This is a genomic window from Streptomyces sp. NPDC014727, from assembly GCF_043083485.1.
GTDB lineage: Bacteria > Actinomycetota > Actinomycetes > Streptomycetales > Streptomycetaceae > Streptomyces.
On sequence record NZ_JBIBYR010000002.1, the window covers coordinates 1 to 12,222 of the forward strand.

A 12,222-nucleotide genomic window follows, 5' to 3' on the forward strand; every position below is an offset into this window, starting at 1 on the left:
CGGGTCTTGTGCGGGGTGGGGCGGGGGGGGGGTTGGGTGGGGGGGGGTGCCGTGCGGGGGTGGGGGCCCCCCCCCCCACACCTCGTCCGGGGGGCGGGGGCGGCCGGGGCCCCCCCCCCCGACTGTTTGCGCCGTATCGTTGAGTACGCCGCACCCCGTCACCGTTCGATGCAGTTCGATGCAGAGAGGCGCCGCGCAATGGTGCAGATCAAGACCCCCGAGCAGATCGCGAAGATGCGTGAGGCGGGGCTGGTGGTCGCTGCCATTCACGCGGCCACCCGCGAGGCGGCGGTGCCCGGCGCCACCACGCTGGACCTGGACCACGTGGCCCGCAAGGTGATCGCCGATCACGGTGCGAAGTCGAACTTCCTCGGGTACGGCGGGTTCCCCGCCACCATCTGCACCTCGGTCAACGAGGTCGTCGTCCACGGCATCCCGGACGACAAGACCGTCCTCAAGGACGGCGACATCATCTCCATCGACGCCGGCGCGATCGTCGACGGCTGGCACGGCGACGCCGCATACACGGCGTTCGTCGGCACCGGTCACGCTCCGGAGCTGATCGAGCTCTCCCGGGTGACCGAGGAGTCCATGTGGGCCGGTATCGCCGCGATGAAGGTGAACAACCGCCTCGTCGACGTCTCGAAGGCGATCGAGTCCTACATCCGCCGCCAGCCGCGTCCGGCCACCGGCAAGTACGGGATCATCGAGGACTACGGCGGCCACGGCATCGGCACCGAGATGCACATGGACCCGCACCTGCTGAACTACGTCTCCCGGAAGCGGGGCAAGGGCATCAAGCTCGTGCCCGGCGTCTGCCTGGCCATCGAGCCGATGGTCTCCCTCGGCACGGCGCAGACCGAGGTGCTCCAGGACGACTGGACCGTGATCACCACGGACGGCACCTGGTCCTCCCACTGGGAGCACTCGATCGCCCTCACCGAGCAGGGCCCGCTGGTCCTGACCGCCCCCGACTGCGGCAAGGCGAAGCTGGCCCAGTACGGAATCGAGGCGGCGCCGGACCCTTCCCCGAGGTCTTGAGGACCAGGGGAGACCCCATCGGCTGATTTGACCCTCTTGTGGAGGTCTAAGGATCTCCCGCGGTGGGCAAACTTGACGGATTCGTCTTTTGGGGTCCGCTGACGTAGACTGACGCGTCGGCTCTTGTGCATCCGTGTGTCCACATGTGATACCGAAAGTCGATCAAGGTAGCCGATTCGAAGGGCGAAGCGTGGCCAAGAAGCAAGGTGCCATCGAAATTGAGGGCACCGTGATCGAGTCCCTCCCGAACGCCATGTTCAAGGTGGAGCTCCAGAACGGTCACAAGGTCCTCGCGCACATCAGCGGCAAGATGCGGATGCACTACATCCGAATCCTTCCGGATGACCGGGTCGTCGTGGAGCTCTCTCCGTACGACCTGACGCGTGGCCGGATCGTCTACCGCTACAAGTAGATCTTGCCCGCACCCCGCCTCGGCGCGGTGATGGCACTGACCCGGAGAACCTGACATCCCATGAAGGTCAAGCCGAGCGTCAAGAAGATCTGCGACAAGTGCAAGGTGATCCGCCGTCACGGTCGGGTCATGGTCATCTGCGACAACCTGCGCCACAAGCAGCGCCAGGGCTGACGCACGACCCCCTGCATCTCGCAGTACTTCGCGCGACGCACGTAATACGTACATACGCAGAGTCCGTCCAAGCTTCGGCTGACGACACCTCCGGCGGGGGCCGGGGACCCGGGCGTACCACCTCTCCTCGCGAGAGGTCGGCGATCGGGAGCGGCGCTGTGGAAGACCCCCGAAATAACAACTGGAGCCATTGAATGGCACGCGTTTCAGGTGTTGACATCCCGCGCGAAAAGCGCGTGGAGGTTGCCCTCACCTACGTCTTCGGTATCGGGCGCACCCGGTCCAAGGAGATTCTCGCCACCACTGGCGTGAACCCGAACACCCGCGTTCGTGACCTGGCCGAAGAGGACCTGGTCAAGATCCGCGAGTACGTGGACGCCAACCTCCGCACCGAGGGTGACCTCCGTCGCGAGATCCAGGCCGACATCCGCCGCAAGGTCGAGATCGGCTGCTACCAGGGCCTGCGTCACCGCCGCGGCCTGCCGGTCCACGGCCAGCGCACCAGCACGAACGCCCGTACCCGCAAGGGCCCGCGTCGCGCGATCGCCGGCAAGAAGAAGCCGGGCAAGAAGTAGTCCTCAGCGGACGCACTGCGGGTGTCCGGATCACCGGTCAGCCGCAGCAACCAGCGGTCTTCGCTGTAGGACCGATCACCTCCCCTCTCCATCTGGAGTCAAGACATGCCCCCCAAGGGACGTCAGGGCGCAGCCAAGAAGGTGCGTCGCAAGGAAAAGAAGAACGTTGCTCACGGCCACGCGCACATCAAGAGCACGTTCAACAACACGATCGTCTCGATCACGGACCCCTCGGGCAACGTGATCTCCTGGGCCTCTGCCGGCCACGTCGGCTTCAAGGGCTCGCGCAAGTCCACCCCCTTCGCCGCGCAGATGGCCGCCGAGTCGGCCGCCCGTCGCGCGCAGGAGCACGGCATGCGCAAGGTTGACGTCTTCGTCAAGGGTCCGGGCTCCGGCCGCGAGACCGCGATCCGTTCGCTCCAGGCCACCGGCCTGGAGGTGGGCTCGATCCAGGACGTCACCCCCACTCCGCACAACGGATGCCGGCCGCCCAAGCGCCGCCGCGTCTGATTCCGTCTGAAGCAACGGAGACAACTGGAAAATGGCGCGATACACCGGGGCCGACTGCAAGCGATGCCGTCGGGAGAAGCAGAAGCTGTTCCTCAAGGGCAGCAAGTGCGAGAGCGCGAAGTGCCCGATCGAGATCCGTCCTTACCCCCCGGGTGAGCACGGACGCGGGCGCACCAAGGACAGCGAGTACCTTCTTCAGCTTCGTGAGAAGCAGAAGTGCTCGCGGATCTACGGTGTTCTTGAGCGGCAGTTCGTGAACTACTACAAGGAAGCGAACCAGAAGACCGGCAAGACCGGTGAGAACCTTCTGCGCATCCTTGAGACCCGCCTCGACAACGTGGTCTACCGGGCAGGCTTCGCCAAGTCCCGCGACCACGCCCGTCAGCTGGTGCGTCACGGACACATCGCGGTGAACGGCACGAAGACCGACATTCCGTCGGCCCGCGTCGCCGTGAACGACGTGATCGAGGTTCGTCAGAAGTCCAAGGCCCTGACCCCCTTCCAGGTGGCGCAGGCCGAGGCCGGCGAGCGCACCGTGCCGGCGTGGCTCGAAGCCGTGCCGTCGACGATGCGGATCCTCGTGCACTCCCTGCCCGAGCGCCAGGTGATCGACACCCAGGTGCAGGAGCAGCTGATCGTCGAGCTCTACTCCAAGTAGTAGCTCGTGGGTCCGGGCGGTACGGCTCTTTCGGGTCGTGCCGCCCGTACCCTTGTCAGTATCTGGGGGCGTCAAATAGTGGGCGCCCACGACTGAAGGAACGCAACATGCTTATCGCTCAGCGTCCGTCGCTGACCGAAGAGGTCGTTGACGAGTTCCGCTCCCGGTTCGTCATCGAGCCGCTGGAGCCGGGCTTCGGCTACACCCTCGGCAACTCTCTTCGCCGTACGCTCCTCTCCTCGATCCCCGGTGCCGCTGTCACCAGCATCCGGATCGACGGCGTCCTGCACGAGTTCACCACCGTGCCGGGCGTCAAGGAGGACGTCACCGACCTCATCCTCAACATCAAGCAGCTGGTCGTCTCCTCGGAGCACGACGAGCCGGTCGTGATGTACCTGCGCAAGCAGGGTCCCGGCCTGGTCACCGCTGCTGACATCGCCCCGCCGGCCGGTGTCGAGGTCCACAACCCGGACCTGGTCCTGGCCACGCTGAACGGCAAGGGCAAGCTGGAGATGGAGCTGACCGTCGAGCGCGGTCGCGGCTACGTCTCCGCCGTCCAGAACAAGCAGGTGGGCCAGGAGATCGGCCGTATCCCGGTCGACTCCATCTACTCGCCGGTGCTCAAGGTCACGTACAAGGTCGAGGCGACCCGTGTCGAGCAGCGCACCGACTTCGACAAGCTGATCGTCGACGTCGAGACCAAGCAGGCCATGCGTCCGCGTGACGCCATGGCTTCGGCCGGCAAGACCCTGGTCGAGCTGTTCGGTCTGGCGCGTGAGCTCAACATCGACGCCGAGGGCATCGACATGGGCCCGTCCCCGACGGACGCCGCGCTCGCCGCCGATCTGGCGCTGCCGATCGAGGAGCTGGAGCTCACGGTCCGTTCGTACAACTGCCTCAAGCGTGAGGGCATCCACTCCGTGGGTGAGCTCGTGGCTCGTTCCGAGGCCGACCTGCTCGACATCCGCAACTTCGGTGCGAAGTCGATCGACGAGGTCAAGGCGAAGCTGGCCGGTATGGGCCTGGCGCTCAAGGACAGCCCGCCCGGATTCGACCCGACGGCCGCGGCCGACGCCTTCGGCGCCGACGACGACGCGGACGCCGGTTTCGTGGAGACCGAGCAGTACTGACCCGTCTCCGGCCGGGGTGCCCGGGTTCGGCCGGGTGCCCCGGGCCGGGGTGAGGCTCTGTCCTCAATCGCCGGACGGGCTCGATCTCGGGCTCGGGCGTGAGGCTTTGTCCTCGAAACGCCGGACGGGCTCGAGATCGGTTCTTGCCTGTTCGGATCTGATCTTCCGTGCGGCGTCCGCCGCGCGGGAACTGACACCGGTACCTGATACGGCCGGTGCAGCACACAAGGAGAAACACCATGCCGAAGCCCGCCAAGGGTGCCCGTCTGGGCGGCAGCGCCGCGCACGAGAAGCTTCTTCTCAACAACCTCGCGAAGTCGCTGTTCGAGCACGGCCGCATCACCACGACCGAGGCCAAGGCCCGCCGCCTGCGTCCGGTCGCCGAGCGCTTCATCACCAAGGCGAAGAAGGGCGACATCCACAACCGTCGCCTGGTGCTGCAGTCGATCACGGACAAGGGCGTCGTACACACGCTCTTCACCGAGATCGCCCCGCGGTACGAGAACCGCCCCGGTGGTTACACCCGCATCACCAAGATCGGCAACCGTCGTGGCGACAACGCCCCGATGGCGGTCATCGAGCTGGTCGAGGCGCTGACCGTGGCCCAGCAGGCCACCGGTGAGGCCGAGGCCGCGACCAAGCGTGCGGTCAAGGAAGACGCCCTCAAGAAGGACGAGGCTCCGGCCGAGTCCGCCGAGGTCGTCGAGGACGCCAAGCCGGCCGAGGCCGAGGCGGAGTCCAAGGACGCCTGAGCGTTCTGAGACCACCGGGCGGGCCCGCATCACCCTTCGGGGCGGTGCGGGCCCGTTCCGTATGTACTGGAGACAAGGATCCTTGGGTGAGTGACGAAGTGGAGCCCGGCTTCGTGCGGGTGCGGCTGGACCTGGCGTACGACGGCAAGGACTTCTCCGGCTGGGCCAAGCAGACCTCCAGGCGGACCGTCCAGGGGGAGATCGAGGACGCGCTGCGGACCGTGACGCGGTCCTTGCGGACGTACGACCTGACCGTCGCCGGGCGCACGGATGCCGGGGTGCATGCCCGGGGCCAGGTCGCGCATGTCGATCTGCCGGACGAGGTGTGGGCCGAGCACGCGGACAAGCTGTTGCGCCGGATGGCCGGGCGGATGGCGCCCGACGTAAGGATCTGGCGCATCGAACGGGCTCCGGCGGGGTTCAACGCCCGGTTCTCGGCGCTGTGGCGCCGGTACGCCTACCGTGTCGCCGACCGTCCTGGTGGGGTGGATCCGCTGGTGCGCGGTCATGTGCTGTGGCACGACCGGCCGTTGGACGTCGATGCCATGAACGAGGCGGCGGCCCGGATGACCGGGGAGCACGACTTCGCCGCGTACTGCAAGAAACGCGACGGCGCGACGACCATCCGTACGTTGCAGAAGCTCAGCTGGGTCCGGGACGAGGCGTCCGGGATCATGACGGCGACCGTGCAGGCCGACGCGTTCTGCCACAACATGGTGCGGGCACTGATCGGCGCGGCGCTGTTCGTCGGCGACGGGCGCCGTCCGGCCGAGTGGCCCGCTCAGGTGCTGGCGGCACGGGTGCGGGATCCCGGGGTGCATGTGGTGCGGCCCCACGGGCTGACGCTGGAGGAAGTGGCCTACCCGGCCGACGCGTTGTTGGCCGCCCGCTCCAGGGAGGCGCGCAATGTGCGCACGCTCCCCGGGGACGGCTGCTGCTGAGATGCTCGGGCCGGGCCGTCAGCGCTTGCGGACGATCCGGGCGACCCGGCTGAGCAGGCCCGGCTTGCGGGACAGCGTCGCGGGGGTGGCCGGCTTCGGCGGCTTGGGGACTTCGACACGCAGCGACAGGTCACGGTGCGGATTGGTCCAGTACGGGGTGATGCGGAGCAACCGCTCGGTGGGGTGAGGTACGGCGGTGAGGTGTTCGGAGACCTCAGGGCCGCGCACCTTGCCGAGGCGGGCGGACTTGGTCCAGCCGAACGCGTTGAGACGTACGGACAGGTCCCAGACGCCTTCGCCGAGCGGCGAGCCGGCCACCGCATTGGCGGGATCCAGCCCGGTGGAGCCGGTCACCGTCAGGGCGCCGCCGCCACGGATGACCTCGCTCTCCGTGACCAGGCGGTACTCGGCGCCGCTGCTGCGCTCCCGCAGGACCAGGACCGCGGATGCCTTGTCCGGGGAGGCACCGCCGGTGAGCGGTTCGGCTGCGAAGCGGTCGAGGAGTGGCTGGGGGAGGCCGGTCGGGGCGAGGGAGTGCCGGTCCCCGTCGTCGCCGTCGTCGGTCGTGATTCCGACCGGGCCGTCGGCGGTGTGCAGCTGGGCGCCGAAGGCGATGTGCAGCGTGCCGTCGTCCTGCCACGACACCTCGGTGAGGGTGGTGCCGCAGGCGATGGAGTTCTCCCACTCGACGAGCCGCACCAGGGAGTCCTGGTCCTCGTCCTCGATCAGGCCGATGGCCACCCGGCGGGAGACCGGCAGCCCCGTCACCGCGGTCTCGGACACCCGGCCGCTCAGCACCTTGCGGATCTCGTGGAAGAGCTCGGCGCGGGCCTCCTCGTCCAGCCCCAGGAACTGCTTGCCGCCGATCCGGTCGAGCACCTCGACGCGCAGCCAGCGCCGGTGCAGCCGGTCACGCGCCGCGCCGGGGCCTGCCAGCGTGTCGGCGGTCTCCAGGAGTGCGGGCAGCGCCGCGTAGAACTCGGCGGCCGGCAGGGCGGGCGTGGGCCGCTTCGGGCCGTAGTGGTAGCAGACCTGGCTGCCGAGTACGGAGGCGTGGCCCGCCCGTAGATACGCCTGGGCGGTGAAGAGTTGCTCGGAGAGCGGGTGTTGGTCCTCCGGGAAGCGGAGGGCATGCTCGGTGAGGAAGGTCCGGTCGAAGAGCTTGTTGGCAGTGAGGCTGTCGGCGAGGGGGTCCTTGGCGAGCGTTGCCCGAGGCCGGTCCCGTGCGAAGAGTTCGCGCGGCAGGGCGCGGTCCTTGCCGGCGAGCTTGCCGACGACGATGTCGGAATCGTGCTCCATGCCGTAGTCGTACATCCACCGCAGCGCCTCGGGCGCGAGGCGGTCGCCGGGCTCCATGAACAGCACGTACTGGCCGGTGGCCGCCTCGATTCCGGTGTTGCGGGCCGCGGCGCCGCTCGAAGAGCGCACCTCTGCGTCGCCGTCGCCGACGAGGACCACATCGACGTCATGGGCGGGCAGCGTCTGGGCGGTGAGGGAGTCGAGCGTCTCCTGGAGGGACTCCGGTGCGGCCTCATGGGTGGGAAGGACGACGCTGACCTTGGGCGGGCGGGGCGCGGGGGTCTTGTCGGTGGCGCGTACGACGAGGGTGAGGCCGGTGTCGGTGTGGGTGGGGGTGATCTCGTGGCCGGCGAGGATCTGCGGGGCGGGGACGAGGAGGTCGGCAGCCGGGGTCGATGCGCCGAGTTCCGCGTACCGGTCGAGACCGGCTCCGGACAGCCGGATCTGGACCTGCCACCGGCCCTTCCCGAGCGGCCCGCCACCGGCGGCACGCTGCGGGTCGATCGCCACGGTTCCTGTGATGAGGGGGCGTACGAGTGTGATGCCGTCGGCACCGCGCTCTTCCTCAAGAACCAGGGATGTCCGGTGCGGGAGGACCCACACATGCGCGGTCTCCGAGTGGCGCAGCAGCACATCGACCTTGAAGGACTTCAACTCGCCTGTCACGTCCACCGGTTCGTCGACGATGCCGTCCGTCAGGTACGGCGCGAGGAAGTACCGGTCCCCGTCCCGGGAGAGTACGAGCCCCGAGCCGTCCGGCCGCTCCTCGAAGCGCGCGGTGAACGCGACCTTGAGCCGGTCACGGTTCCAGGTCGCGGATGCTGCCGTGCACCGGGCCTTGAGGTCCGTCTGGCGGAGGGTGAACTCATTCAGTTCCTCCGGCCGGTTCTGCCGCAGCAGCGTGGAACGGACCCGCAGGAGTGGGGCCAGACCATCGTGCATTCCGTCGGTGACGAACTCCTCGGCCAGTTCGCGTACCGCTTCGAACGGGTCGTCCTCGAACCGCGGGTCCATGAGAGCACCACGCGCCGGTACGCCGAGCCTGGACAGCATCTCCACTCGGTAGAAACGGCGGAGAAGACGGTCGCGATCGGGGCCGGGTTCGGTGCCCGCGACCACGGTGGCCATGATCTGGCGCAGATTTCCGTAGTACCAGCGTGGGTCCATGAGTGCGGTGCCGGCGTTCTCCTCGTCCTCGCGCGCCCAGTACGAGTACGTGACGTAGTCGCCGACCACCGACACGACGGATGCCTTGAGATAGGAGCGGACCATGAAGAGCTGGTCCTCCAGAATCCAAGGACCTTCGGGGTGCACAATTCCGTGCTCACGCAGGAACGCGGTGCGGAACATCTTGTGCGGCGTCAGGCTGTCGATCAGCGGCGCGTTCTGGACGGTGCAGGCATCACGGGTCCGGCTCATCAGTCCGTAGGGAACTCCACGACTGCGGAAGTTGCTCGCGACCTTCCCTATGACGATGTCGGAACCGTTGCGCTGCCCCATGGAGTAGAGCCGCTCGAGTGCTTCGGGTGCCATGCGGTCGTCGTGGTCGGCGAACTGCACATACTCGCCGTTGGCCTGATCGACGCCGATGTTGCGGGGCCTGCCCGGCCACCCCGAGTTCGGGATACGGGTCATCCGGAAGTGGTCGTGCTCGGCGACCAGGGCCTCCAGCCGAGAGGGTGTGTCGTCGGTCGAACCGTCATCGACGAAGAGCACCTCGAACTCGTCCGTCGGCATCGTCTGCCCCAGCATCGAGTCGACCAGTGCTTCGATGTGGCTTCCCGAGTTGTACGTCGGGACCACCACCGTGACCTTGACCGCCATCCCACCCACGCTTTCGGCTGCGCACAACCCCGTCACATCAGACCCGCAGACCCTACACAGGTGGGCCCGGAAGCGTCGACGCTCTCATTCCGAGGCTGCTGCGGCCCCGCCGCGTGCCCGGCGTCGCTGTCGCCAGGCCCCCGTCAGCCGGCCCGCCAGGAACAGGGCCGCGAGCGTGGGCAGCGTCGCGCGGAGCGGGCCGACGTCCGGGGTCGACCAGGCGTGGACCGTGGCCGCGGTGAACAGCAGCAGGCCCAGGACGCGGAGCAGCCACCAACGTGGCGGGCGGGGTTCGTGGCTGTCCGGGGCCGACGGGTGTTCGCCGTCCTGGGTGGTCATCGTGGAGCGCATGCCGGACAGCAGGCCGCGGCGGGCGAGGACCCTGGCGTCGGGGAGGGTGTCGAGGACCTCCTGACGGTCGCCGAAGCCCGGGGGCAGCGGGGGCAGGGACAGGGCTGCCAGAAGGTCCGACTGGTGGCGGGACGGGTTGGCGGTGGAGCGGAGGATGTGCGTCAGCGGGCGGGGGTCCTTGAGGGCGAAGGCACGGGAGAGGGCTTCGGCCGTGACAGTGACCGCGGTGTGATCGGGGGCCGGGGACGCGGCGTTCCACTCGTGGGTGGCCAGGGGCCTGCCCTTGAGGAACAGGGTGAACCCACAGCGTTCGGGTGTGCGGCGCAGGACCAGCGTGGGCCACTTCTCACCGGTGGTGAAGTTGTCCGCCGCCGTGGTCAGCGGGTCCTCCGTGGAGAGGACCGAGCGTTTGGCGGGCCGGGCCTCCGGGACGGCCTCGACGTAGGTGTGCGTGGCGGTCGCCGGGGCGGTGCGGAGCGAGACGCCGCACATCAGGGCCGCCTGCGCCACCTCGGCCGGGCGGGCGGCCGCTATCGCGACGGCGCACGGAGCGCCCGGTGCCCAGACGGGGGCGGTCGCGGGGGCGGTACGGGACTGCGGGGGACGGCCGAAGAACGGGGTCCTGGTCGCCACGTGGACCCGGACGCCCGAGCGGGTGTCCAGGAACTCCTGGCGCGGGTCGTCGCCGAAGTACGCCCAGGGGAATCGGGTGGCGTGGACGCCGATGCTGCGGAAGACCTCCAGCGCCTCGTCCCAGCGCTCCGTACGCAGCAGCATCAGGGCCAGGTGGTTACGGAAGCCCGCCGCCTCGTGGCTGCCCGGTCCGTACGCGGCGGAGAGGTCCAGGGCGCGGGTGATCGCCGCCGTGACGCGGGGCTCGTACGGGTCGGGGCCGACCGGTGCAGCGGGGGCGGCGATCACGTACTCCAGCGCCGCGGTCAGCGGCAGCGCGTGCAGCTTCGAACCGGGCGGGGCCGTGTCGGCCGCGCCCTCGGCGAAGCCGAACATCTCCTCGTGCGAGCCCGACCACTTCGCGCACCGGTACTGGAGCGCCTCGGCGTGGCATCCGTAGTGGTGCGGGTCGCGTGCCAGGGCCTCGGCCCAGTAGTCGTCGAAGACATGGCGCGGGGCCTGGCTGCCCCTGGCGTGGGTCAGGGCGATGCGCCACGGCACGGGGTCGGCGGGGTTGAGTCCGGCGGCCCTGCCGATCACCGGCGCCGCGTCCTCCAGCAGCGCGAAGAAGGCCTGGAACCGGTCGCGCGAGACATGCCTGGCGCGCTGTGCCGTACGCATCTCCCAGGCCCGGTCGACACAGAGGTCCGCCTTGATCAGGGCCGCGTCCGGGTCCTCGGGGGATTCGGCCAGCCAGGCGTCCAGCCAGCCGGGGTTGTGCAGGGCGGCCGCGGCGAGCCGGGACACGTAACCGTCCCGCAGCTCCCACTGGCTGTGCTCACGGGTCGCGGCGAGCAACTCGCGCGCGGGGCCGTGGTCGCCCTCGGTGGCCGAGGTCAGGGCGGTGCGGAGCGCGGCGTCCGGGGCTTCGAGGACCACGGCCTCGTCCGGGGGCAGGTCGGCGCCGATGGCCGCGCTGTGGCGCAGCACGCGGGGAAGGGTGAGGAGGAACGGAAGGCGCACGGGATCCCCCGACCGTGTCAGCCGGCGGGTGCGGTGGCCGCCGCGGAGGCCTGGAGCTCGCCCCGGTAACGGATCTGACGGAACGTGAAGTTCGTCAGGTCGTCGCCGGTGGCGTAGACGTTCTTGTCCGCCGTGGTGACGTTCTTGCCGCTGGTGAACCCGCTGATGGCGAAGTAGGCGTAGCGGCCGTAGGAGTTGGCGGTACGGCGGCAGAACGATCCGGCGGGGCAGAAGGACGGCACGCCCGCGCCGCTCAGGGGCGCGACGCTGCCGCTGGACTGCTGGGCCGCCCTCTTGGCCTGTGCCTCCGTCCCGAAGACCGCGAGGCCGACGGTGACGGCGACGCCGTCCTTGCTGTACGTGGCCCGGATGACCTGGTCGCAGCCGTTGCTGGTGAGGATCGAGCCGAGCGCGCCCTTGGTGGTCGCGGCGCAGCTCTTCGTCTGCTGCGTCGCGCCCTTGACGTAGACGCGGTCGCCCATCGTCAGTTTCTTGCCGGGGAAGAACGCGTCGGCGGTGATCGGCGCCTTGTCCTTCCTGGCGTCGGATATGTAGTCCTTCGGGTCGGGCGGGGGCGGCGGTGCCACCGAGGAGAAGGACGGCTCGGGCTCGGCGGTGTCGTTCGGCAGGTCGGACGGTGCCGGGAGCTCGCTCGCGTGCTTGCCGGAGTCGGTGGAGTTGTTCTTGTCGGTCGAGATGACCGCGGTGGCCACGATCGCGCCGACCGCGGCGGTGGCGAGCGCGCCTCCGCCGATCAGCAGCCACTTCTTGCGGCGGTTGCGCGCGGCGGACTCGTCGGCCAGCGCTGCCCAGTCCGGAGTCTGTGTGCCTCCGGGCCCCCAGGAGGGCCCCCCTTGCCCAAAGCTCATGCGGCGAATCCTAGACGCAACATAAACCGGTTGGGCCAGGGCTTCGCGGCC

The 12,222-nt window shown here is 69.1% G+C and carries 12 protein-coding genes; 9 read left to right on the forward strand and 3 right to left on the reverse strand.

Annotated elements, in window-relative coordinates:
• Positions 1 to 198: 198 nt before the first annotated feature.
• The 9 genes from map (at position 199) to truA (ending at position 6,193) form a co-directional block, all read left to right on the forward strand.
• Entirely contained in the window at positions 199 to 1,041 is an 843-nt protein-coding gene (gene map / locus ACF1B9_RS03650; RefSeq protein WP_391738826.1) for a type I methionyl aminopeptidase, read from the forward strand.
• Positions 1,042 to 1,231: 190 nt separating this feature from the next.
• Positions 1,232 to 1,453 (forward strand): translation initiation factor IF-1, encoded by a 222-nt coding sequence (gene infA / locus ACF1B9_RS03655; protein WP_003956442.1) that lies wholly within the window; start codon positions 1,232 to 1,234, stop codon positions 1,451 to 1,453.
• Positions 1,454 to 1,513: 60 nt separating this feature from the next.
• A complete protein-coding gene (gene rpmJ / locus ACF1B9_RS03660; RefSeq protein ID WP_003956441.1) occupies positions 1,514 to 1,627 on the forward strand; it encodes a 50S ribosomal protein L36 in 114 nt (37 codons plus the stop codon).
• A gap of 194 nt (positions 1,628 to 1,821) precedes the next feature.
• Positions 1,822 to 2,202, forward strand: coding sequence for a 30S ribosomal protein S13 (gene rpsM, locus ACF1B9_RS03665; protein ID WP_018519286.1), 381 nt, complete (start codon positions 1,822 to 1,824; stop codon positions 2,200 to 2,202).
• Positions 2,203 to 2,307: 105 nt separating this feature from the next.
• A complete protein-coding gene (gene rpsK, locus ACF1B9_RS03670) occupies positions 2,308 to 2,712 on the forward strand; it encodes a 30S ribosomal protein S11 (protein ID WP_003956432.1) in 405 nt (134 codons plus the stop codon).
• 31 nt (positions 2,713 to 2,743) lie between these two features.
• Complete coding sequence (gene rpsD / locus ACF1B9_RS03675; protein ID WP_093897256.1) at positions 2,744 to 3,370, forward strand: 30S ribosomal protein S4; 627 nt, start codon at positions 2,744 to 2,746, stop codon at positions 3,368 to 3,370.
• Positions 3,371 to 3,477: 107 nt separating this feature from the next.
• Entirely contained in the window at positions 3,478 to 4,500 is a 1,023-nt protein-coding gene (locus ACF1B9_RS03680) for a DNA-directed RNA polymerase subunit alpha (protein WP_003966937.1), read from the forward strand.
• A gap of 239 nt (positions 4,501 to 4,739) precedes the next feature.
• Positions 4,740 to 5,252, forward strand: a complete 513-nt coding sequence (gene rplQ / locus ACF1B9_RS03685; RefSeq protein WP_391738828.1) for a 50S ribosomal protein L17 — start codon at positions 4,740 to 4,742, stop codon at positions 5,250 to 5,252.
• Between the two features lie 86 nt (positions 5,253 to 5,338).
• A complete protein-coding gene (truA, locus tag ACF1B9_RS03690; protein ID WP_391738829.1) occupies positions 5,339 to 6,193 on the forward strand; it encodes a tRNA pseudouridine(38-40) synthase TruA in 855 nt (284 codons plus the stop codon).
• Positions 6,194 to 6,211: 18 nt separating this feature from the next.
• Here the strand turns inward: truA and ACF1B9_RS03695 are convergent, their stop codons facing one another.
• From ACF1B9_RS03695 to ACF1B9_RS03705, 3 genes are all read right to left on the reverse strand, one after another.
• Positions 6,212 to 9,316, reverse strand: a complete 3,105-nt coding sequence (locus tag ACF1B9_RS03695) for a glycosyltransferase family 2 protein (RefSeq protein ID WP_391738831.1) — start codon at positions 9,314 to 9,316, stop codon at positions 6,212 to 6,214.
• Between the two features lie 84 nt (positions 9,317 to 9,400).
• Positions 9,401 to 11,269: a hypothetical protein gene (locus ACF1B9_RS03700; protein WP_391738832.1), complete on the reverse strand. Its 1,869-nt coding sequence runs from the start codon at positions 11,267 to 11,269 to the stop codon at positions 9,401 to 9,403.
• Positions 11,270 to 11,319: 50 nt separating this feature from the next.
• Positions 11,320 to 12,171 carry a hypothetical protein gene (locus tag ACF1B9_RS03705; RefSeq protein ID WP_391738833.1) on the reverse strand — a complete coding sequence of 284 codons (852 nt, stop codon included), beginning with the start codon at positions 12,169 to 12,171 and terminating at the stop codon, positions 11,320 to 11,322.
• Between the last annotated feature and the right edge of the window lie 51 nt (positions 12,172 to 12,222).